This window comes from Phyllobacterium sp. OV277, from assembly GCF_900104355.1.
Taxonomy (GTDB): domain Bacteria; phylum Pseudomonadota; class Alphaproteobacteria; order Rhizobiales; family Rhizobiaceae; genus Phyllobacterium.
The window spans coordinates 1,088,943-1,111,869 of sequence record NZ_FNIY01000002.1 but is presented as its reverse complement, the minus strand read 5'-3'; the positions used below and the strand labels follow the sequence as shown (position 1 = coordinate 1,111,869).

General features: G+C 56.7%; 21 protein-coding genes. 15 read left to right on the top strand and 6 right to left on the bottom strand.

The window, feature by feature from the left end:
* The first annotated feature begins 25 nt into the window (after positions 1-25).
* The 4 genes from BLU05_RS11485 to BLU05_RS11470 all read left to right on the top strand — a co-directional run bounded on the left by BLU05_RS11485 (position 26) and on the right by BLU05_RS11470 (position 4,549).
* Positions 26-1,066 carry a TerC family protein gene (locus tag BLU05_RS11485; RefSeq protein WP_091880017.1) on the top strand — a complete coding sequence of 347 codons (1,041 nt, stop codon included), beginning with the start codon at positions 26-28 and terminating at the stop codon, positions 1,064-1,066.
* Between the two features lie 22 nt (positions 1,067-1,088).
* Entirely contained in the window at positions 1,089-1,727 is a 639-nt protein-coding gene (locus tag BLU05_RS11480; RefSeq protein ID WP_175540571.1) for an exopolysaccharide biosynthesis protein, read from the top strand.
* Positions 1,728-1,729: 2 nt separating this feature from the next.
* On the top strand, positions 1,730-2,206 hold the full coding sequence (locus tag BLU05_RS11475; protein ID WP_091880014.1) for a YaiI/YqxD family protein: 477 nt from the start codon (positions 1,730-1,732) through the stop codon (positions 2,204-2,206).
* 369 nt (positions 2,207-2,575) lie between these two features.
* Positions 2,576-4,549: a DEAD/DEAH box helicase gene (locus BLU05_RS11470; protein ID WP_091880012.1), complete on the top strand. Its 1,974-nt coding sequence runs from the start codon at positions 2,576-2,578 to the stop codon at positions 4,547-4,549.
* Positions 4,550-5,547: 998 nt separating this feature from the next.
* Here BLU05_RS11470 and BLU05_RS11465 read toward each other — a convergent pair.
* Complete coding sequence (locus BLU05_RS11465; RefSeq protein WP_091880011.1) at positions 5,548-6,228, bottom strand: thiol:disulfide interchange protein TlpA; 681 nt, start codon at positions 6,226-6,228, stop codon at positions 5,548-5,550.
* A 57-nt stretch (positions 6,229-6,285) separates the two neighbouring features.
* On the opposite strand from BLU05_RS11465, the gene argH reads away from it, so the two are divergent.
* From argH to BLU05_RS11445, 4 genes are all read left to right on the top strand, one after another.
* Positions 6,286-7,686, top strand: coding sequence for an argininosuccinate lyase (gene argH / locus BLU05_RS11460; RefSeq protein ID WP_091880009.1), 1,401 nt, complete (start codon positions 6,286-6,288; stop codon positions 7,684-7,686).
* Between the two features lie 79 nt (positions 7,687-7,765).
* Positions 7,766-7,954 carry an LPS translocon maturation chaperone LptM gene (locus tag BLU05_RS11455; RefSeq protein WP_091880008.1) on the top strand — a complete coding sequence of 63 codons (189 nt, stop codon included), beginning with the start codon at positions 7,766-7,768 and terminating at the stop codon, positions 7,952-7,954.
* Between the two features lie 11 nt (positions 7,955-7,965).
* Positions 7,966-9,231 carry a diaminopimelate decarboxylase gene (gene lysA, locus BLU05_RS11450; protein WP_091880006.1) on the top strand — a complete coding sequence of 422 codons (1,266 nt, stop codon included), beginning with the start codon at positions 7,966-7,968 and terminating at the stop codon, positions 9,229-9,231.
* 131 nt (positions 9,232-9,362) lie between these two features.
* Positions 9,363-11,897: a TIGR02302 family protein gene (locus BLU05_RS11445; RefSeq protein WP_091880005.1), complete on the top strand. Its 2,535-nt coding sequence runs from the start codon at positions 9,363-9,365 to the stop codon at positions 11,895-11,897.
* Between the two features lie 6 nt (positions 11,898-11,903).
* On the opposite strand, the gene hpt is transcribed toward BLU05_RS11445, so the two are convergent.
* Both hpt and BLU05_RS25935 read right to left on the bottom strand, forming a co-directional pair.
* Positions 11,904-12,440, bottom strand: a complete 537-nt coding sequence (gene hpt, locus BLU05_RS11440) for a hypoxanthine phosphoribosyltransferase (protein ID WP_091880003.1) — start codon at positions 12,438-12,440, stop codon at positions 11,904-11,906.
* Positions 12,441-12,530: 90 nt separating this feature from the next.
* Complete coding sequence (locus tag BLU05_RS25935; protein WP_139210434.1) at positions 12,531-12,737, bottom strand: hypothetical protein; 207 nt, start codon at positions 12,735-12,737, stop codon at positions 12,531-12,533.
* Positions 12,738-13,064: 327 nt separating this feature from the next.
* Here BLU05_RS25935 and ftsE point away from each other — a divergent pair, with 327 nt between their 5' ends.
* From ftsE to BLU05_RS11415, 4 genes are all read left to right on the top strand, one after another.
* The gene (gene ftsE, locus BLU05_RS11430; protein WP_091880275.1) at positions 13,065-13,724 is read left to right on the top strand and encodes a cell division ATP-binding protein FtsE; all 660 of its coding nucleotides are present in this window, start codon (positions 13,065-13,067) and stop codon (positions 13,722-13,724) included.
* Positions 13,717-14,715, top strand: coding sequence for a cell division protein FtsX (locus tag BLU05_RS11425; protein WP_091880000.1), 999 nt, complete (start codon positions 13,717-13,719; stop codon positions 14,713-14,715). Before ftsE ends, BLU05_RS11425 begins: the two co-directional genes overlap by 8 nt.
* A gap of 96 nt (positions 14,716-14,811) precedes the next feature.
* The gene (locus tag BLU05_RS11420) at positions 14,812-15,540 is read left to right on the top strand and encodes a YdcF family protein (protein WP_244518277.1); all 729 of its coding nucleotides are present in this window, start codon (positions 14,812-14,814) and stop codon (positions 15,538-15,540) included.
* Between the two features lie 67 nt (positions 15,541-15,607).
* Complete coding sequence (locus BLU05_RS11415; protein ID WP_091879998.1) at positions 15,608-16,393, top strand: lysophospholipid acyltransferase family protein; 786 nt, start codon at positions 15,608-15,610, stop codon at positions 16,391-16,393.
* Positions 16,394-16,769: 376 nt separating this feature from the next.
* Here the strand turns inward: BLU05_RS11415 and BLU05_RS11410 are convergent, their stop codons facing one another.
* Positions 16,770-17,297, bottom strand: coding sequence for a gamma-glutamylcyclotransferase (locus BLU05_RS11410; protein ID WP_091879996.1), 528 nt, complete (start codon positions 17,295-17,297; stop codon positions 16,770-16,772).
* Positions 17,298-17,361: 64 nt separating this feature from the next.
* On the opposite strand from BLU05_RS11410, the gene BLU05_RS11405 reads away from it, so the two are divergent.
* A complete protein-coding gene (locus BLU05_RS11405; protein ID WP_091879995.1) occupies positions 17,362-18,381 on the top strand; it encodes a DUF2125 domain-containing protein in 1,020 nt (339 codons plus the stop codon).
* Between the two features lie 291 nt (positions 18,382-18,672).
* Here BLU05_RS11405 and BLU05_RS11395 read toward each other — a convergent pair whose 3' ends face one another.
* Complete coding sequence (locus BLU05_RS11395; protein ID WP_091879990.1) at positions 18,673-19,605, bottom strand: prephenate/arogenate dehydrogenase family protein; 933 nt, start codon at positions 19,603-19,605, stop codon at positions 18,673-18,675.
* 3 nt (positions 19,606-19,608) lie between these two features.
* On the bottom strand, positions 19,609-20,715 hold the full coding sequence (gene hisC, locus BLU05_RS11390; RefSeq protein WP_091879989.1) for a histidinol-phosphate transaminase: 1,107 nt from the start codon (positions 20,713-20,715) through the stop codon (positions 19,609-19,611).
* Between the two features lie 215 nt (positions 20,716-20,930).
* Here hisC and BLU05_RS11385 point away from each other — a divergent pair, with 215 nt between their 5' ends.
* Together BLU05_RS11385 and metW are read left to right on the top strand one after the other, a co-directional pair.
* The gene (locus BLU05_RS11385; RefSeq protein WP_244518275.1) at positions 20,931-22,118 is read left to right on the top strand and encodes a homoserine O-acetyltransferase MetX; all 1,188 of its coding nucleotides are present in this window, start codon (positions 20,931-20,933) and stop codon (positions 22,116-22,118) included.
* Entirely contained in the window at positions 22,115-22,729 is a 615-nt protein-coding gene (metW, locus tag BLU05_RS11380; protein ID WP_091879986.1) for a methionine biosynthesis protein MetW, read from the top strand. Before BLU05_RS11385 ends, metW begins: the two co-directional genes overlap by 4 nt.
* Positions 22,730-22,927: the final 198 nt, after the last annotated feature.

Sequence of the window (22,927 nt, the reverse complement as noted above, 5' to 3'; positions counted from 1 at the left end):
CCGATGCCGGCGGATCATTTTTCACATGGAGATTCTGTTTGTTGATGCCATGGGCAAGCCCCTATGGATGTGGCTTGGCTTTTTTGCCCTCGTACTTGTTCTTCTCGTCCTCGATCTGGGCGTTCTTAATCGAAAAAATCACGATATAGGCATGAGCCGGAGCCTTTGGCTTTCGGCATTTTACATCAGCCTTGGTGTCGCCTTTGGCGGCTTCCTCTGGTGGGAACTCGGCAGCGAAGCCGGGATGCAGTACCTGACCGGCTTTGTGGTCGAGAAAAGCCTCGCGATGGACAATATTTTCGTCATCGCCATGATTTTCGGCTATTTCGCCATTCCCAAGCAATTCCAGCACCGCGTGCTTGTTTACGGCATTCTCGGTGTTGTCATCCTTCGCGGCATCATGATCGCGGCGGGTGCTGCGATTGTCGAACAATATGAGTGGGTCCTCTATCTGTTCGCGACGTTCCTGATCATCACAGGTATTCGCATGCTGATGGCGGGAGACGAGGAATACGACGTTTCCGCCAATCCCGTCTTCAAGTTCATGAATAAGCGCTTTCGTGTGACGAGCGAATTGCACGGGCAAAAATTCATGATCCGCCGTACTGACCCGCATACGGGCAAATCCAAGACATGGATCACTCCCCTGCTGTTGGCGCTGGTCATGGTGGAACTCGCCGATGTCATCTTTGCGGTGGATTCCATCCCCGCGATTTTTGCCATCACCACCGATCCCTATATCGTTTTCACCTCGAACATCTTTGCGATCCTTGGTCTGCGTGCGCTGTATTTTGCCCTCGCAAGTCTGATCCATCGCTTCGTCTACCTTAAATATGCCCTGTCTCTGGTGCTTGTTTTCATTGGCGGAAAGATATTCGTGGCGGACGCTTTGGGACTGGCCAAGATACCGCCTATGTGGTCACTGTCGATCACACTTGGCATTCTTGCCGCCGGTATCCTGAGTTCTCTCTGGAAAACCCGCAACGATGTGCCAGAGTCTGAATTAACGATAGATGCAGAACAGGCTTCGGCACTTTCCATCGCCGAGGCAGAGAGAAAAGCTTAATCCTATCAATGGAGAAACACGCATGAACGCTGGTGGGAAACCGTTTGATTGGGACCCTTCGGGAAACCCCGCCGAACGGCGCCTGTCCAGCGTTCTGGTCGAGCTTGGTGAAACAGACGCGGACAGGATTTCATTCGATGACATTCTGTCCGCGCTTTCCGAGCGCAGCTTCGGCGCGCTGTTCATTCTCTTCGCAGCGCTTAATCTGATACCCCTACCGCCGGGAACATCGACGATCTTCGGCATTCCCCTCATCCTTCTGTCGACCCAATTGCTGATTGGCATGGAAAACCCATGGTTTCCGGCACTCCTGCGTCGCAAATTCATCAGTATCGAAACCTACAGGCGTATTGTTCGCAAACTCGAACCACTGCTTGCCCGCTTTGAACGGCTTGCGCAGCCGCGCTATTGGCCGCTGCCGCAGGCAATCATGGAGCGGATCATCAGTATCATCGTTCTTTTGCTGTCCTTTCTCGTTGTTCTGCCCGTCCCCCTCGTCAACCAGTTGCCGGCGCTCAGCATTGTTCTGCTCAGTATTGGCCTTGGCGAACAGGATGGCGTATGGCTTGGCACCGGCCTGCTTGTCGCTGCACTGGCGGTCGGATTTGCCATTGGCTTTGCCGCATCTGTCGGTTTTGCCGCCCTTCATATATTCGGTTGAGCATGAACGATCAGAAATCCATCACTATCTATGTCGACGCTGATGCCTGTCCTGTTAAAGCGGAGATTTACCGCGTTGCCGAACGTTATGGCGTCAAGGTCTTCGTCGTCTCCAATTCCTTCATGACCATCCCGCGCGATCCGATGATCGCGCGCGTTATTGTCAGCGATGGCTTTGATGCGGCTGACGACTGGATTGCCGAACGTGTCTCGCGCGGCGATGTGGTGGTGACGGCAGACATTCCGCTCGCCAGCCGCTGCGTCAAAGCAGGGGCCGATGCCATCTCCCCCACGGGCCGCGCCTTCACCGAGGCATCCATCGGCAACACATTGGCCACCCGCAACCTGATGGACGAGTTGCGCTCTGCCGGTCAGATCACCGGTGGCCCCAGACCCTTTTCACCAAAAGACCGGTCCGCCTTTCTTTCCGCGCTTGATCTTGCCATTGTTCGCCTGAAACGCGCGGGTTTTGCTGTTTAAGTACTGTGTGTGGTTCGTGGTTCGACAAGCTCACCATGAGGGAGAGTGAGGATGCAACGATAATCGTCAGTTTTGCAGATCACAAAGGTTGCAGATCACAGAGGGTGCAGAACTTAACTCCCTTGCATCACCCCTCTCCCTCATGGTGAGCTTGTCGAACCACGAACCACTCACCAACTGAATCAAGCCATAATCGCCCCCTCAGCACCCCCGCTCCCGCTCAATTGCAACCGAGCTATGCGTCCCCGCCATTGACGAAATGCCCCGCAACCTCTACGAGAGCGCAACAAAGCTATATGCGTGCCGCTCGTGCCCCAACATATGCCGAGCCGAAAACACCAGCCCAAACACGTACTTGAAAGTTCATTAATGACTATTTTCGATTCTATCGCCCCGGCGCTGTCCGGTGCATTGGCGGCCCGTGGTTACGAGACCCTGACGCCTGTGCAGACCGCTGTGCTTGCTCCGGAAGCAGATGGCGCCGACCTTCTCGTCTCCGCCCAGACGGGCTCTGGCAAGACAGTTGCATTCGGTATCGCCATCGCACCGACGCTGCTTGAAGGCGAAGACCGCTTCACATCTATCGGCGCCCCCTATGCGCTGGTCATTGCCCCGACCCGCGAGCTTGCTTTGCAGGTTCGCCGCGAGCTGGAATGGCTCTACGAAAAAACCGGTGCACGCATTGCCTCCTGTGTTGGCGGCATGGACATGACCAAGGAACGCCGTGCATTGCAGGGCGGCGCCCATATTGTCGTCGGCACGCCGGGTCGTCTGCGCGACCATATCACTCGCGGCTCGCTCGATATGACCGAATTGCGCGCCGTTGTTCTCGATGAAGCCGACGAGATGCTCGACCTTGGCTTCCGTGAAGACCTTGAATTCATCCTCGGCGAAGCACCAAAAGAGCGCCGCACGCTGATGTTCTCGGCGACCGTGCCCAAACCCATTGCCCAGCTGGCAAAACAGTTCCAGAACGATGCACTGCGCATCACTGCCACCAGCGAAAAGTCCCAGCACAGCGATATTGAATATCACATCATGCCGGTCGCCCCGCGCGAACGCGAAAATGCGATCATCAATGCGCTGCTGTTCTACGATGCACAGAACACTATCGTATTCGGCTCGACCCGCGAAGCGGTCAAGCACCTGACCAGCCGCCTGTCCAATCGCGGTTTCTCCGTTGTTTCGCTCTCGGGCGAACTTAGCCAGGCCGAGCGCACCAATGCATTGCAGGCCATGCGCGACGGCCGTGCCCGCGTTTGTGTTGCCACCGACGTTGCCGCGCGCGGTATTGATCTGCCCAATCTCGACCTTGTTATCCACGCCGATCTGCCGACCAACCCCGATACACTGCTCCACCGCAGTGGCCGTACGGGACGCGCGGGCCGCAAGGGTATCTGCGTTCTGATCGTACCGGCATCGCGCCGCCGTTCGGCCGAGCGCCTGCTGCAGATGGCCAAGCTCAGCACCACCATGGTGCCGCCGCCGGATGCTGCCGCCATCAACAAGCGCAATTATGACCGTATCCTCAACGATGCGTCACTGACCGAAGTCATGACCGAAGAAGAAGGCGATCATGTGCGCGAATTGCTCGCGCTGCATTCGCCCGAACAGATTGCAGCCGCTTATATGCGTCAGCAAATGGCTGCACGGCCTGCGCCGGAAGAACTGTCGAACACACCAGCCCACGTCCTCGAGCCGATCCGCAAGGGAAGCTATGACGACCGTCCGGGCCGCGGTGATCGTAGCGATCGCAGCGACCGTGCTCCCCGTTCAGATCGTTTTGAACAGTTTGAAAGCGGCGCCTGGTTCTCGCTCAGCGTTGGCCGCAAACAGCGTGCCGAACCGCGCTGGCTGCTGCCGCTGATCTGCAAGGCTGGCGATATTACCAAGACCGATGTCGGCTCGATCAAGATTCTTGAGACCGAAACCCGCTTCGAAATCACCGCCAGCAAGGCCGATGCATTTCTTGCCCGGATCAAGCAATACGGCACCGGCGAAAAGGGCGTGAATATCACCCGCAGCGAGGGCGCAGGATCATCCTCCCCACGCAGCGATTTCAAGCCGAAGAAGACCTTTGGCGAGAAGCGCGAATGGGACGACCGCAAGCCACCCCGTGCCCGCGATGACAAACCGCGCGATGATCGCCCCCGTGCTTATGACGACAAGCCAAAAGCCGATTGGGCTGCCAAGCCTGCCAAGGCGAAGCCGGAAGGCTGGACCACGGAAAAGCCTGAAAAGGCCAAAAAAGCTCCCAAAGAACGCAAGCCCGGCGATCCCTCCGGCTTTGACAAATACAAAGCCAAAAAAGCCCGCAAGGCCGCTGCCGGTCAAGCTGAATAATCGGGCCGCTCAGATGTGATGAATACAAACCCGCCGTGGATGAAAATCCCGGCGGGTTTTGTTTTTGCATAAAGATTTTGCGTGGTTCGACACGCTCACCATATCGATGCAACAGGAACTGCGGTCCGCAACCGCAACGTTGGTAGATGTAATCACCCCCCTCTGTCCTGTCGGACATTTCCCACAACAGGAAACGTTGCAGATTGTGCAAAGGCAGTAGTGAAGGCTGATCTCCCCCCTTGTGGGGGAGATGTTCGACAGGACAGAGGGGGGTGAATGCCGCTGTGGTTCGACAGGCTCACCATGAGGGGCTTGGGTGGATGCAACGCTAATCGCAGAGATTGCAGCGCAAAGAGTGCAGCGCAGAGCTTGCAGAACTTGGCTCCCTGCAACCCACCTCTCTCCCTCATGGTGAGCGTGTCGAACCACGCACAACATTCATGCAACGATCAATTTTCAAAAAAATAGCGCCAACTTATCCAACACCATCCCACCTCGCTTATTCTGATGGTGTCCTTTCCGGCGGGAATGCTCCGGAAAACTTTCGAAGTCAGGAAAGGATCAGTGATTTCACCTGCGGGGAGACCCCAACCGCAGAGGAAAGGTTTTATCTCACAAGGGTAAAACCAGTCATCGGGACGGGTGATCCGGTTATTTTCTTGGTTCAAACAGGAAAATCTCCGGGGAACGCACTGACTACACTACCAATGCCAAGACTTCCGCGTTCCCCTTTGGATCGCCCGTCTTTCCCACCTTTCAATAGCCAGACGCAAAAGCGGGCGTGGCAATAGGGAAGCTTAATATGTTGATTGCAGAACCGTTGTTGCGCCCTTCGACAAGCTCAGGATGAGGGAGAGTGAGGATTGCAGGGTGTCAAGTTCCGCAGCCCTGTAATCTGCAATCTTTACGATTATCGTTGCATCCACCGCTCTCCCTCATGGTCAGCGTGTCGAACCACCCTCCATGTTCAAGCCTGTTGGTAAAGAACGGCTCTCAGACTACTGCGCCGATATTGCCGCATCGATCAGTTTGGCAGCATCATCGCTTTCCCATGGTGCAGGACCATTCATTGCGGCGATCTGGCAGCCGTCCTTGTCGACGATCATCGTCACCGGCAGGCCAAATGCCAGATTCTTGCGCTTCAACTCATTGAACACGCCCATGGTTGGATCGCGATAAAGCGTCAGGGACTTCACGCCGATATCGCTCAAAAAGCCCTTCGGCTTCTGATCGTCGCCCGTATCGATATTGATCGTCACGACCTGAAAATTATCGCCGCCCTTTTTGGTTTGCAGCGCATCAAGCGCGGGCATTTCCTCACGGCAGGGCGCGCACCAGGTGGCCCAGAGATTGACGAGGATGGTCTTGCCCTTGAAATCCGCCAGCCGCATCGGCTTGCCATCGGGGCCAGTGAAGGAAAGCGAAGACATGGATTGCGGCTTTTCGGCTCCGCGCATGGCGGCAACGGCGCCAGTGGCTGCCGCATCGATCTTCTTGGCCGTATCGGTCTTGGCTGTGCATTGATCGGTCGTGTTTGTTCCGGCAACAATGTTGCCAGAGGGCCGCTCCATCACGTATACCCCAACCGCACCGGCAACTATGCCTGCGAGCGCAGCAAGAAGAATGATTTTCCTGTTGCCGCCTGACGTGGTCTTCTGTGGTTCGTTGCCGTCGCTCATATTTTACACTTTCCGTCTATCCACCCCGGTTCACCAAAGGCTCACCCAAGGTTTACAATGTCCGACAAGAAAAACAGCAATGAAATGTGGGGAGGCCGTTTTGCCTCGGGTCCGGCTGCCATTATGGAAGAAATCAACGCTTCCATCGGTTTTGACCAGAAACTCTATGCCCAGGATATCGCCGGTTCTCTTGCTCATGCTGCCATGCTTGCGAAAACCGGCATAATCGCAGCTGAGGATCACGACAAGATCGCAAAGGGCCTGAACACGATATTGTCAGAAATCGAGAGCGGAAAGTTCGTTTTCTCACGCAAACTTGAAGACATTCACATGAATGTCGAGTCGCGCCTTGCCGAACTCATCGGCGCGCCGGCTGGCCGCCTGCACACAGCCCGCTCGCGCAATGATCAGGTTGCCGTGGATTTCCGCCTGTGGGTCAAGGAAGAATTGCAACGAACAGCGGCCGCGCTGAAAAAGCTCATCGAAGCCTTCCTGAAGCGCGCCGAAGAACATGCCGCGACACTGATGCCGGGCTTCACCCATTTGCAAACGGCACAGCCCGTTACCTTCGGCCATCACTGCATGGCCTATGTGGAAATGTTCGGCCGTGATTTGAGCCGGGTGAAGGACGCAATCGAGCGTATGGACGAGTCGCCGCTCGGCGCTGCCGCACTCGCCGGAACAGGTTTTCCCATCGACCGGCATATGACGGCGAAACAACTCGGCTTTCGTGAGCCGACCCGCAACTCGCTCGACAGCGTATCCGATCGCGACTACGCGCTGGAATTCCTGTCGCTGGCGGCAATTGCCGCTACCCATCTTTCGCGGCTCGCCGAAGAAATCGTCATCTGGTCGACACCGCAATTCGGCTTTGTGCGCCTGTCGGATTCCTTCTCCACCGGCTCATCCATCATGCCGCAGAAGAAAAACCCCGATGCCGCAGAACTGGTGCGTGCCAAAACAGGCCGTATCACCGGCTCGCTGGTTGGGCTGCTCACCGTCATGAAGGGCCTGCCGCTGACCTATTCCAAGGACATGCAGGAAGACAAGGAAGCCGTTTTCGACGCCGCCGAAACGCTTGAACTGGCGCTGGCCGCCATGACCGGCATGGTCGGCGATATGACCATCAACACCGCCGCCATGAAGAAGGCTGCGGGTTCCGGTTATTCGACGGCGACCGATCTTGCCGACTGGCTGGTGCGTGAGCTTGGCCTGCCGTTCCGCGAGGCGCATCATGTGACCGGCCGTGCCGTGGCACTTGCCGAACAGAAGAAAGTCGAGCTTGGCAAATTGACGCTTGATGACTTGAAAGGCATTCACCCTGGGATCACCGATGCGGTGTTTGGCTATCTGACCGTGGACAAATCCGTGCGCAGCCGCAAATCCTATGGCGGCACGGCTCCGGAACAGGTTCGCAAACAGATCAAGTTCTGGCAAAAACGCATCACGAAATCGTAAGTCTGATGATGGGGGATGCAAATAGCGTTCCCATACGTTAGACAGGACAACATATTTCCGGACGACAGGATCAAAATCTATGAGAAGCCGTTCTTACCTCACGACAATTCTGATGGCGGTTGCAATCGTAAGCGCGGTATCGGCCTGTGGCCGCAAGGGCCCGCTTGAACTGCCGCCAGCATCGGTAACCGCACCGGCACCGGGCGAGGCCAAACCTGCCAAACCGCCCGTTGAAGACAAGCGCTTTTTCCTCGACTCGATAATCTAGGCTGATTTTTCGTGAACCATTTCGATTATAAGGACGGCGTTCTCCATGCCGAGAACGTCAGCATTCCCGATATCGCCAAGGCGGTCGGCACCCCCTTCTATTGCTATTCGACGGCAACCATCGAGCGGCACTATAAGGTTTTTGCCGCGGCCTTTGCCGAAATGGATGCACTGGTCTGCTATGCGCTGAAAGCCAATTCCAATCAGGCCGTTTTGAAAACCCTTGCGCGTCTCGGCTCCGGTGCCGATGTGGTGTCGGAAGGCGAAATGCGCCGTGCGCTCGCAGCGGGCATTCCGGCCAGCAAGATCGTCTTTTCGGGCGTTGGCAAGAAGCCGGGCGAAATGGACTTTGCGCTCAGTGCCGGGATTCACTGCTTCAATGTGGAATCCGAGCCTGAGCTGGAGCTTCTCTCCAGCCGGGCCGTTGCAGCAGGAAAGATCGCGCCGGTGTCGCTGCGTATCAATCCCGATGTGGACGCCAAGACGCATAAGAAGATTTCGACAGGTAAGTCCGAGAACAAGTTCGGCATTCCCTTGGCCAAGGCGCGTTCCGTCTATGCCCATGCGGCAAAGCTGCCCGGCCTCAAGGTCCGGGGCGTTGATATGCATATTGGCAGCCAGATCACCGATCTGGAACCGTTTGATGATGCTTTTGCCCTGCTCGCACAGCTGGTCGGCGATCTCAAAGCTGACGGCCATGATATCAACCATGTCGATCTCGGCGGCGGCCTCGGCATTCCCTACCACTTCGACAACAACCCGCCACCCCTGCCCGATGCCTATGCAGCCATCGTTACCAAGCATATCAAGCCGCTGGGGCTGAAGACGATATTCGAGCCGGGGCGCCTGATCGTCGGCAATGCCGGTATTTTGGTCAGTGAAGTCATTTTCGTCAAAGAGGGCGATGCGCGCAATTTCATCATTGTCGATGCGGCGATGAATGACCTTATCCGGCCAACACTCTATGACGCATTCCACACGATCCGCCCGGTCAAGGAAGCAACGCCAAGCCATCCACGCATTCGCGGCGATGTGGTCGGGCCGGTTTGCGAGACCGGCGATTATATCGGGCTTGACCGCGACCTTCCGCGTCCAGCGCCCGGCGATCTGATTGCCATCGGCACGGCTGGAGCCTATGGCGCGGTTCAGGCAGGCACCTATAATACCCGCCTGCTCGTTCCCGAAGTGCTTGTGAACGGCGATCAGTTCCACGTTGTGCGCCCGCGCACGAGCTACGAGGAACTGATAGGCCTCGATTCGATACCCGACTGGCTTTAGAGCACCGGCATATACACACAACGGTGAACAGCTTTTTGCGCCAAGGCCTCGCCTTTGCCACGATGAGTGGTATTCTCAAGGTTAAGTCGACGCGTCATAAAGATTCATGCAGTTGACGAGATGGAGTGAGGATGACCGGTCAACACCCGGACCAACGGGACGCTGAAAGGGTCAGGTTCGATATTTTCAAAAATATCGATCGCCTTCGCTTGTCCGCGTGGTTGACCCTCGCCTTTGAACGGCTCTGGCCGCTGGTGCTACCAACACTGCTTGTCATCGCATTGTTCGTGATCTTTGCCTGGTTTGGCATTTTCCGCACCCTGCCCGATCTGGCGCGGCTGGGATTGCTGGCGCTGTTCGTGCTCTCACTGCCGGCCTGCCTCTATATCCTGCTGAAATTCCGCCTGCCTGATCACGCGGAAGTCAGCCGTCATCTCGAAGACGTCAACACACTTGACCACCAGCCCATCGCCGTCCAGTCGGAAACGATAGCGACGAGCAAGGATGATCCGTTCGCGCAAGCCTTGTGGGACGAGCACCGCAGGCGCATGGCGGAGCGCATCAAGGGTCTGAGAAGCGGACTGCCACGCACGAATATTCCGGAAATCGACCCTTGGGGCCTGCGGGCCGTTGTCGGATTGCTCCTCGTTATCGCCTTCGCTTTTTCCGGTGGTCCGCTCGGTGGACGCCTCAGCGATGCATTCAAAAGCCATAGCGCCAGCAATGCCTTGCCGCCTCGCATCGATGCCTGGGTTACGCCGCCGCGCTATACGGGCCGCCCGCCGGTTTTTCTCACCTCGGCTGCCAATAATCAGGAAAAGCAGTTCACTGTTCCGCAGAACAGCACGCTGGTTATTCGTATTATCGGCGGCACCGGCTCGGAGAAAGTCACGAAGACTCTGCCTGATGGCAAGCCTACTGAGGTCGCCGTCAAGGACGCGGCAAAGCCGGAAGAGGCCACAGCTGCCAAGGACCAGCCACGCAATTTCGAAGTGGCGCTTGAGACCAACACCGCTATCAAGCTGACTGACAGCAGCAATGTCGATTCCGAATGGGCATTTACAGTTCTGCCGGATCAGCCGCCAACGATCCGCTTTACCAAGGAACCGTCAAGCGCCGTCAATGGCACGATGGAACTGACATACGAGATCAAGGACGATTACGGCGCTGCCAGTGCGCAGGCGAAGGTCGAACAGATCGCGCCACCCGCCAAGGATGCACGGCCGCTCTATGCCGCCCCTGAAATACCGCTGAGCCTTCCAAAACGCGGCGCGCAAGGCGGTGATACCAAGACCACCAAGGACCTCACCGAGCATGTCTGGGCCGGATCGGAAATCCACATAACCCTTCTTGCAGTCGATGATGCAAAGCAGGAAGCCAGAAGCGAAACCAGAACCTGGGTCATGCCGGAGCGGCCATTCTCCAATCCACTGGCCCGCGCTGTCGTGGAACAGCGGCGTGTTCTTGCTCTCAATGCCAATACCAAGCCTGATGTGCTCAACATGCTGGATGCCATCACCCTCTGGCCTGAGGAAACCATCAAGAACCCGACCCATTATCTGGCCCTGCGCAGCATCCGTTCGCGTTTGAACATTGCCCGCAGCGATGATCAGTTGCGCGATGTCGTCGCCTATATGTGGCAGGTGGCACGCGGTATTGAAGATGGCGCACTCTCCGAAGCGGAACGCAGCCTGCGCGAGGCCCAGGAAGCATTGCGGCAGGCGATCGAGCAGAATGCCAGCCCCGAGGAAATCGAAAAGCGCATGGCCGATCTGCGCAAGGCCATGAACAAATATATGCGCGAGCTTGCCCAGCAGGCGCAGCGCAACCCGAAGATGGCGCAGGCCGATCCCAATGCGCGCGAGCTGCGGCAGGAGGATATTGACCGGATTCTCAAGCAGATCGAGGAACTGGCCAAGCAGGGCTCGAAGGAACAGGCCCAGCAATTGCTCTCGCAGCTCAATGACATGCTGAACAATCTGCAGATGCGTCAGGCTCAGGGCAAAGATGGCCAGGGCGATTCAATGAAGCAGCAGATGAACAAACTGGGCGACCTGATGCGGCGTCAGCAGCAAACAATGAATGAGACGCACCGGCTGGAACAGCAGCGCCAGAACGGCATGATGCAGGACAATGGCCAGATGGGGCAGGATGGCCAGCAGGGCCAGATGTCCGAGGAAGAGATTGCCAAGGCACTCAAGGGCCTGCAGGAAGGTCAGGGCAAGCTTCAGTCGGACCTACAGCAGCTGATGGATGATCTGAATGGTCAGGGCATTACGCCCAACAAGGATTTCGGCGACGCCGGTAAATCCATGGGTGAAGCCAAAAAATCACTCGGCGATGCGGACAGCGGACAGGCACTTGACCAGCAGAGCAACGCGCTTGATTCCCTGCGCAAGGGCGGTCAGGACATGATGAAGCAGATGCAGGCCATGGGGCAGACGGGCAAGGGCAAAGGCGAGCAAGGCGGTCTCGATCCGCTGGGACGCCCGCAGGGCAAGGACGGCACCAGTTCCTATTCCGATGTCGACAGGCCCATGCTCCCCGGCGAAGCTGATATCCAGCGCGCCAAACAAATCCTTGATGCGATCCGCCAAAGACTGGGTAACGCGCTCAGCCCGCAGATGGAAAAGGACTATCTGGAACGTCTGCTGAAATTCGATTGACCGGGATCAGTCGCGCACGACACCCACATAGGGTAACTGCCGGAACGAATGCCCGACATCCATGCCATAACCGACAACGAAATAATCAGGGCATTCAAAGCCCTTGAAATCCGCTTCGATATCGGTTTTTCGCTTCACGCTCTTATCGAGCAGAACAGCAATGGAAACGCTGCGCGCGCCGCGTTCCAGCATCAGTTCGCGCGTGAATTTCAACGTCTTGCCTGATTCCAGAATATCGTCGATCAGAAGCACGTCGCGGCCATGCACATCGCTGTCAATATCGCGCAAGAGCCGCACTTCCTTGCTTTCCGTGCCCTTGCCATAGCTGGAGACCGTGATGAACTCCACATCGGGCTCGGCACCGGCATCATGCATGGCGCGGATCAGATCGGCGGCGAAAATAAACGATCCCTTGAGGATCGAGATGACAAGCAGATTGTCGAAATGCTTTGCGACGATGTCCTCGGCAAGCTCAAGATTGCGCGCGGCAATCGTCTCGGCACTGAACAGAACATCGATATTTTTCTCGCCAACCTTCGGCATGCAACTTTTCCTGATTTTCCGACAAGTGAGGCTCCCTATAGCCCGATATCAGCCAGAAAAGCAAAAGCTGAACGACTGTTGGAAAGGAAATCAATGCCCGGTGACGGAATAGCGTTGCTGCGACAGATCAAGCGCTGTTGACCCTGATACATGCGGCTTGACGCTATATGGCGGGCTGAACAATACATATCCGCCGCAAATCCAGAAGGTTGACGCGGCAACCAGCAGTACCAGCAGCCAGTAGGCAAAGCCGGGCATGCGCGCATCCGCCTGCTGCGACTTTTGTAGAATTGCCATACGATTGTTTGCGGGTGATCCTGCTAATGGCATGCCTTGTAAAATCTGAGGCGACAGTGACTCATATATTGCATCTTCCGCTCCGCCTTTGTCGAAGTGGAGGGAGGGTCCGATATGCGAGGCGCAATCGCCGCTGGTCGTTTTAAATCGTGCAATCATGCATTTTCCGGTCGCTCTGCCATGTTGCAGTCATGTTCCTCCGAATCATGGCCCAAATCTACCGCTCAATAATTAATGTTTCGACGAGCCGATGCGGCGATTGATGGGTGGTCAAATCCGTCCGCGCTGAATAAAACACGCTTGGATGAAAAACTTGGAAAGTCTCGCTTGATTCGTTTTGAGAATGTCGGTTTACGATACGGGATGGGCCCGGAGGTTCTGCGTGATGTCAGCCTCCATATTTCACCCCGCTCGTTCCAGTTTCTGACCGGCCCTTCGGGCGCTGGAAAGACCTCGCTGTTGCGCCTGCTGTTCATGACCCTCAAGCCCACACGCGGCCTTATCACGGTTTTCGGCAAGGATATTGCCACCATTTCATCGAAAGAAATGCCGATGCTGCGCCGCCGGATCGGTGTGGTGTTTCAGGACTTCCGTCTGCTCGATCATATGACAACCTATCAGAATGTCGCCCTGCCACTGCGGGTGCGCGGCAAGGAAGAGGCGACCTATCGCGCCGAAGTCGAAGAGCTGCTGCACTGGGTCGGCCTGGGTGAGCGGATGCATGTTCTGCCACCGGTTCTGTCGGGCGGCGAGAAGCAGCGCGCCGCCATCGCCCGCGCGCTCATCGACCAGCCGGAAATCCTGCTGGCCGACGAGCCAACAGGCAATGTTGATCCGCCGCTGGCCCGCCGCTTGCTTCGCCTGTTCGGCGAGCTTAACCGTTCCGGGACCGCCGTTGTCATCGCCACTCACGATCTCACCCTTATGGATCAGGTCAATGCCCGGCGCATGATTCTGGATCAGGGGAGGCTCGATATTTATGATTGATGTCGCCCGCCTCCGGGTACTGGCCCTCGGTCTCATGGACCGGGCGATAGAGTTTGTGCGTGGCAAGACGGGTCAAGCGCCAATTGTCCCGGCGGGTAACGTCGTCGGTCATGCGCTGATGATTGTCATCGCCATCATGACATTCCTCGCCTGCCTGACCATTGGCGCGGTCAGCCTTGTCCAATCGACAGCCGCCACATGGCAAAGCCAGATCTCCACTGAAGCCACCATCCAGATCCGCCCTGTCGAGGGACAGGATATGGAAAAGCTGCTGGTGCAGGCCAGCAAGCTGGCGGAAGGCTTTGCCGGGGTTAAATCCACCCGTGTGATTGACCGCGCGGCAACGGCACGGCTCTTGGAGCCATGGCTCGGCACCGGGCTGAACATTGATGACCTGCCGGTTCCCCGGCTCGTGGTTGTGAGCCTTGATGAAGCCTCCCCGCCGGATTTTGCCACGCTGCGCAGCGAGCTTGTGAAAAACGTTCCCGGCGCCAGTTTCGATGATCACCGCAACTGGGTCGACCGGCTTGTCTCCATGGCCCGTTCCACGGTTCTGATCGGCATGGCAGTGCTTGGACTGGTGGTCGCAGCGACGGTTCTGACGGTTATTTTTGCCACGCGCGGCGCCATGGCCGGTAATGGTCACATCATCGAAGTGCTGCATTTTATCGGCGCGGAGCAGAAATTCGTCGCGCGGCAATTCGAGCGGCATTTTTTCTGGACTGCCCTGAAAGGCGCTTTATGCGGTGGTGCGCTGGCCATTTTGATCTTCCTGATCATCGGCTGGTGGTCGTCGCGTAATCTGGCAACCCCGGAAGCCGATCAGGCCACAGCCCTGTTTGGCAACTTTTCCATCGGTTCGGGCGGCTATACCGGCGTCGTCCTGATCATACTCGCAGTCAGTGTTTTGACCATGATTACAACACGAATGACAGTCATAGCGCATTTGCGGCAGGTTGATGGAAGGGCTGGCGAAAGTCACGATAACTGAACCCCGCCGATTCGATTCAATTTGACGACAAAAATTTAGGGGAGGTTTGCCGGCAAGGCCTATAAGCTCCCGGTAACATGACCCACGAACAAGGCAATGCGTGACCCGAAAATGGAAGGCGCGAACGACAGCAGCAATCAACCACCCGCAGGCCCAGAAGGCCGCACAGGTGGGATCGCGTCTGCGCTGCGCAAGCGGATTGCCCGGCCATTCTTTTTGCTCGGGGTTCTGGCGCTCGGCCTTTTCCTCGGCGGCTTCATTGTTTTCAGCGATCATGTCAGCACCATGCAGACACCGGATCTGGTTGAACCGGCGGATGGTATTGTCGTCCTGACCGGCGGCTATTCGCGCATTGAAGGCGCGCTCGATCTCCTCAAGAACAAACGTGGCGAGCGGCTTTTCATCAGCGGCGTGCATCCTTCGACCAAACGCGGTGAATTGCAGCGTGTGACGCGCGGCGATGCCACCTTGTTTGAATGCTGCGTCGATATCGACCGATCCGCCATGGACACAATCGGCAATGCATCCGAAAGCATCAAATGGGCCAAGGCCAATCACTATAGCCGCGTCATCGTGGTCACCAATAATTACCACATGCCCCGCACTCTGGTTGAACTCAGACGCGCCTCGCAGGATATCGAATTCATCCCCTACCCCATCGTCAACAGCGATTTGCGCAACGGCGACTGGCTGGCCCGTGGTCAGGTGGTGCGCGTGCTTGTGGTCGAATATGTAAAATATCTTGGTGCTGTCATTCGGTCGGCTCTGCCGGATAATCTATCGGCTGTCACACAAACCCTCGTCCGTTGGGTCAAAGACGCCTGATAGTGGTTCACGGCGAGGTCAACTTGCTGTAACGAAGACCTATCCAACCGCCATGACCGGGACCCCCATGACGATCATCCGATCAATTGTTTTCAACATCGCCTTTTATATCAATCTGATTGTTCAGATGATTATATTCACCCCTTACTATTTCCTCAGCCCCCGCAAAAATGCGTGGAGCGTGCCGAAGAACTGGGCGAAGTCCAACCATTGGTTGCAGAAGGTACTGGCGGGCACTGATCATGTGGTCGAGGGCCTCGAGAATATCCCTGACGGTCCCTATATCTGCGCCCCAAAGCACCAGTCCTTCTGGGATGCCTACGCGTTCCTGCCGCAGATTGCCGATCCGGTTTACATCCTCAAACGCGAGTTGATGTGGATACCGCTGTTCGGTTGGTACATTCTCAAGATGAAGATGGTGCCGATTGACCGGGGCAAGCGCTCCGTTGCCATGAAGGCAGCTGTCCGGGGTGCGCGGGACGCGGTTTCGCAAGGGCGCCAGCTGATGATCTATCCGGAAGGCACACGCACGGCCCCCGGCGCACCGCCCGCCTATAAATATGGCGTGGCGCATATCTACAGCGAACTTGGTGTGCCTGTTTTGCCGATTGCCCATGTCGCCGGTCTATACTGGCCACGCCGCAAGTTCCGGCGTTTTCCGGGCACAATCCGCTGCCGCATCCTGCCGCCGATCCAACCGGGTCTGGATGCGGAGGCCTTCCTGCGAAAGCTGCAGGAGGTGACGGAGGCCGCCTGTGATGAACTGTTGATCGAAGCCGCACGGTCTGACAATCCACCGCCTATGCCGCCAACAGCAGTGCAGCGGCTGAAGGAACTGGGTGTGATTGTCTGAAGCTACAGGCCCCTTTGCATGAACCTCGTGCGTGGTTCGACATAACAACCATGAGGGGCTTGGGTGATGCATCGATAGTCGCCAGCGTTGCAGAATAAGGCACCCTGCAATCCACCTATCTCCGTCATCCTCGGGCTTGACCCGAGGACCCACACTTTAAAAGCGCCGGGCATTCAGGTTCGTTCGAACTCAATTCATGGGTCCTCGGGTCAAGCCCGAGGATGACGGTGGGGTGGGTTTGTGAGGAGCCAAGTTCTGCAACATTGGTGATTGGATATTCTGCAACGCTGGCGACTATCGATGCATCACCCCTCTCCCTCATGGTGAGCCTCTCGGACCACGAACCAATCCCCCACCAAGCACCCTAAATTTGCACCTATCCCTGCTTGCTATCAACTGCAGCCACCAGCGTTTCAAACCAGTGGTCACGGATATTCATTTTGCGCATGTGCTCCAGCGTGCTGTGCACATAGTCCTCGTTGCGGCCTGACTGGCCAACCGAACCGCGCACGGTGGCTGCGGCCTGCTCCACGGTTAACGCGCCAGCATATTGCACATGTTTGCGGTCGACCACATAGGTCAGCGCTTCGACCTTGCGCCCGTCCTTGAGACGCACGGCTAACCGCTTTTCCAGATAAACATTCGTCACCAGTTCCCGCTCGCGCAGATAGGCGACCACCTCCTCTTCGAGATCGCCGGGAACCCGGAAGGCGAGGCCGAGACATGAACCGCCATGATCAAGCCCAAGCACCAGTCCGGGACGCTCCGGCGTGCCGCGATGCACATAGGAATGCACGCAAAGCGCGCGCCGGTAGCCATGAAGCCGCGCATGCATCGTTTCAACATGTGCAAAGCCGGGCTTCCACATGAGAGAACCATAGCCAAAGACCCAAAAATCGCCCATATCCGTCCTGATAGCTGTGCTTCGATGCGAAGCTTCTTTACTGACCGATAGCGAGACACGGACCATGACGTCAAGGACATCAGACAAAAGCTACAATGCCGGAAGGCGCATCCGTTTCCTTGCCGCAGGTATCGTCATTGTCGGCCTGCTCTATACGGGTGGATGGTATTATCTCGCCAATATGCTGGAAACGCGCGTTGCCACCAATATTGCCGGTCTGCAAGCCAAGGGCATCAACGCCGCCTGCGAAAATGCCGGGGCCAGTGGCTATCCCTTCCGCCTTGGCCTTAACTGCTCCAGCGTTTCATGGGTCGATCAGGCCAAGAATGTTTCGGTTCATACGGGTGCTTTCCGCTCGGCCGCGCAGATCTATGCGCCATTCCACATCGTCAGCGAGGTTGACAGCCCTGCCTCGGTCAGCGTGCCGGGTATGGCACCGCTTGATCTGAACTGGGACAATCTCAAATCGAGCGTTCGGCTTGATAAGCCGATCCCGCGCCGCCTCTCGGTTGAGGGGCGCAATGTCGTGATCAACCAGCACAATCCAGCTGGTGCAGCTACACCATTGGCAACGCTGAAGGATGGCCAGGTGCATTTCCGCGCCATCGAGCCTGTTATGGACATCGCGCTGTCTTTCAGCAGCCTGAAAATTGCCGACAACACCGTTTACGACAAGCCTTTGCCGGAACTGACTGGCGCAGCCGATATCCAGCTGGCAAACGGTTTTGCCCTGATCGGCAAGCCGGAACGCGATCTGTCGGTCCTGCGCGGACAGTCCGGCATGCTGCGCCGTGTTGATCTCGCTTTGCCCGATGGTAGCGGCATTGCTATTTCAGGACCGTTTTCCGTTGCAGATGATGGCCGTATCAGCGGTGATTTCAAGATAACCATGCGCAATCCTGAAAGCGTTGCCAGTACGGTCAAGTCCGTGCTCCCCGGTCAGGAAAAGATCATTTCATCCGTGGTGCAGGCCATGGCCTTTGTGCCAAAGGACGCAAGCGGCGCCCCAACCCTTCCCGTCACGGTGAAAAACGGGAAGATGTCGGTGGGCTTCATCAGTATCGGGCGCTTGCCTTCATTGTGAGGGTAAAGAGGTTGGCTGCGATACTTCACCCCCCTCTGTCCTGTCGGACATCTCCCCCACAAGGGGGGAGATCAGCTGTATTGCCGCCTTTGCACAATCTGCAACGTTTCCTGTTGTGGGAAAGCGTTCATGTCAATGTGATCTCCCCCCTTGTGGGGGAGATGTCCGACAGGACAGAGGGGGGTGAACACCTCAAATCAACGCCGGAGCGCTGGTAAAGCACCGGCGAGCTTCCTGAGCTTGTGCACCAAGCACCACAGTCATGCAGCCAATGCCTACATCCTCACTACATCAAGAACCTGAAGCACTCGCCTTTTGCCGACCAAAATCAGGCGCATCCACTTCCTGACCCGCATCGATAATCCCACGTCTGACAGCGCGGGTGCGGGTGAAGAGATCGAACAGCGCGTCGCCATCACCCCAACGGATTGACCGCTGCAATGAAGCGAGATCTTCGGAAAACCGCGCCAGCATTTCAAGGATTGCGTCCTTGTTATGCAGGCACACATCGCGCCACATGGTCGGGTCTGAAGCCGCGAGGCGGGTGAAGTCGCGAAAACCCGACGCGGAATATTTAATCACTTCCGAATTGGTCACCTCTTCCAGATCACTTGCCGTGCCGACAATGTTGTAGGCAATGATGTGCGGAAGGTGTGAAACGATGGCCAGCACCCGGTCATGGTGCGTGGGGTCCATCGTATCCAAACGCGAGCCACAGGCTTCCCAGAATTTGGTCAGCCGGTCGAGCGCCACAGGATCAGTCCCCTCTAGCGGGGTCAGGATGCACCAGCGATTGGAGAAGAGTTCGGCAAAGCCCGCATCCGGGCCTGAATATTCCGTACCCGCCAGCGGGTGGCCTGGAATGAAATGGACGTTTGCAGGCAGTTCCGGCTGCATCTGCGCGATAACCGAGCCCTTGGTCGAACCGACATCGGTGACGATAGCGCCCGGTTTCAGCGATCCGGCGATGTGCTTGGCAACAGCACCCGATGAGCCAACGGGTACGGAAATGATGACGAGGTCGGCATTCCTGACCGCCTGTGCACTGTCGAGGACGTAGCTGTCACCAAGGCCAAGCGCTTCTGCGCGTTTGAGCGTGCTTTCACTGCGGGTTGAGATGACGATGTGATCCGCCAGACCTTCGCGTTTGATGACGCGCGCCAGCGACGAACCGATCAGACCAATGCCGATCAGTGCAATTGTATCGAAATGAATTTTAGACATTTGCTACTTCATGAATTCGGAGAGTGCAGCGACTACGCCGCGATTGGCTTCCTCGGACCCAATGGTAAGGCGCAATGCGTTCGGGAATCCGTAGCCCGTAACGCGGCGCAAAATATAGCCTCGACTGGTGAGATAGGCATCGGCCTTTTCCGCTGACTTCGCCGCACCGTCAGGAAAATGGACGAGCAGGAAATTGCCAACCGACGGTGTTACCCGCAGGCCCAGTGCCGACAGTTCATCCGTTAGCCATGGCAACCACTTTTCGTTGAAAGCGACAGCCTTGTCGACATGCGCGCGGTCGCGGATAGCCGCAGCACCCGCTGCGATGGCAGCGGAATTCAGGTTGAATGGACCACGGATGCGGTTAACGGCATCGATGACATGCGCAGGCGCGAACATCCAGCCAATGCGTAAAGCGGCAAGGCCGTGGATTTTCGAAAAGGTGCGGGTCATCACGACGTTTTCAAATGACGAAACGAGTTCGACACCGGCTTCGTAATCATTACGGCGCACATATTCCGCATAGGCCGCATCGACCACGAGCAGTACATTCTTTGGCAAGCCCGCATGCAGACGCCGCACTTCCTCGAAAGGAATATAGGTTCCGGTCGGGTTGTTCGGATTGGCGAGGAACACGATCTTGGTCTGCGGTGTTACCGCAGCAAGAATGGCGTCGACTTCCGCCTGCTCATTCTTTTCCTTGGCAATAACCGGCGTTGCACCAGCGGCCATGATGTAAATCTTGTACACCATGAAACCGTGCTCGGTATAAATGGCTTCATCACCCGGTGCGAGATAGGTCTGGCACAACAGGCCAAGCAGTTCGTCCGAGCCATTGCCGCACAGAATATTATCGGCGTTCAGGCCATGAACATCGGCAATTGCCTTCTTGAGCAGCGCAGCCTGACCATCCGGATAGATTTCAAGGCGCTCAGAGGCAGCATGATAGGCCTCGGTCGCGTGCTTGCTCGCGCCCAGAGGAGTTTCATTGGAAGAGAGCTTATAGACCTTGGCAACGCCGGGGGCCGATTCCTTGCCGGGCGTATAGGCGGCAATATCAAGAATACCGGGCTTCGGAGTAGGACGCGTGTCTTTCAATGTGGTTGTCATGATTCTCAAGATCCGTAGCATCGTTGAAATCGATGGTCATCGCAGGCGCGCCTTTTCTGTCCAAACAGGAAAGGCTCAAGTCACGGGGCATAACCGCCAATAGGCCCGATGTCGAGCCCAACTTGCGACACGCGGCCTCGAAAATCAAACAAACCATTGACTTTGCGGGTAGCGCGACCATAGCTAACCACCCATAAAGATATAACCATGTGAACATGACCAAGCCAAACAAAGCGCCCGCCGGTAACGACCAGAGAAGTCAGGAAGCGACAAATCCCCATAGTCCTGTGGTGGATTTTGGCGCCGACAAGCCGTTGCGTCTCGATAGCGGTGTTGTGCTTTCACCATTCCGCATCGCGTATCAGAGCTACGGTGAGCTCAATTCAGACAAGTCGAATGCCATCCTCATCTGCCATGCGCTAACAGGCGACCAGCATGTGGCAAACGTTCATCCTGTGACCGGCAAGAATGGCTGGTGGGAGACGCTTGTGGGACCCGGCAAGCCTGTGGATACGGACCGTTTCTTCGTTATCTGTTCCAATGTGCTTGGCGGCTGTCTTGGCTCCACAGGCCCAGCCTCTATCAATCCCGCCACGGGCGCGCCCTATGCGCTTGATCTGTCGATCATCACCATTGCCGATATGGTGCGGGCACAAGCGATGCTGGTCGACCATTTCGGCATAAAACAGTTGTTTGCTGTCGTCGGCGGGTCCATGGGCGGCATGCAGGTGCTCGAATGGGCATCCAGCCATTCCGACCGGGTTTTTTCTGCTGTTGCCATTGCCACCGGTGCCCGGCACTCCTCGCAGAACATTGCCTTCCATGAAGTAGGCCGTCAGGCAGTCATGGCGGACCCTGAGTGGAAGGAAGGCCGCTATCTGGAACAAGGCACCATCCCGCGCAAAGGCCTCTCCGTGGCCCGCATGGCGGCGCATATCACCTATCTGTCGGAAACGGCCCTGCACCGCAAATTCGGACGCAACCTGCAGGACCGGCAGAATGTGACTTTTGGTTTTGATGCAGATTTCCAGATCGAAAGCTATCTGCGCCATCAGGGCATGTCCTTTGTCGATCGTTTCGATCCCAATTCCTACCTCTATATGACCCGCGCCATGGATTATTTCGATCTGGCGGCTGAGCATCAGGGGCGGCTGGCCGAGGCCTTTGCCGGGTCAAAGACACGGTTCTGCATTGTCTCCTTCACCAGCGACTGGCTATTTCCAACCAGCGAAAGCCGCACCGTTGCCCATGCGCTCAATGCTGCCGGTGCATCCGTATCCTTCGTTGAGATCGAGACGGATCGTGGCCATGACGCTTTCCTGCTTGATGAGCCGGAGATGTTTTCGGCCATCAATGGTTTCATCCGCTCCGCAGCGCGCGCCAAGGGGCTTTTGCAACCATGAGCATCAACACCACGACCCGCGTCGACTTCGACGTCATTGCATCGCTGGTCAACCCCGGCGCACGGGTGCTTGATGTTGGCTGCGATGATGGCCAATTGCTTGAGTTGTTGCAGAACACCAAGAATGTCGACGGGCGCGGCGTTGAACTGTCGCAGAAGGGTGTCAATGAATGCGTGGCGCGCGGTCTTTCGGTCATTCAGGGCGATGCGGACAGCGATCTGAAATATTATCCCGATGACGGCTTTGACTATGTAATCCTGTCGCAGACATTGCAGGCCACACGCAATCCGAAGAACGTTTTAAGCGAACTTCTGCGCATCGGCGAAAAGGCTATCGTTTCCTTCCCGAATTTCGGCCATTGGCGCATGCGCGCCTCGCTGCTGGTCAATGGCCGCATGCCGGTGACGGAAGAACTGCCCTATAGCTGGTACGACACGCCCAACATCCATTTCTGCACCATCAACGATTTTGTCGACATGACAAAGGAAGTCGGCGCGCAGGTGGAAACGGCTGTGGCCCTGAATGCCTTGGGGCAGCGGCTTGGTTTTAATATGCCTTGGGGCTTCTGGAACCTCTTTGGGCAACAGGCGGTGTTTTTGCTCCGACGCTAAGCGCTGCCGGTACCTGGGTGGACAGTGGTTCGTGGTTCGTGGTTCGACAAGCTCACCATGAGGGAGAGAGGTGATGAAAGGGAGTCAAGTTCTGCAACTTTTGTGAATTGCAATCTCTACAACCTTTGTGATCTGCGATCTTTGCGATTATCGTTCATCCCCCATCTCCCTCATGGTGAGCTTGTCGAACCACGAACC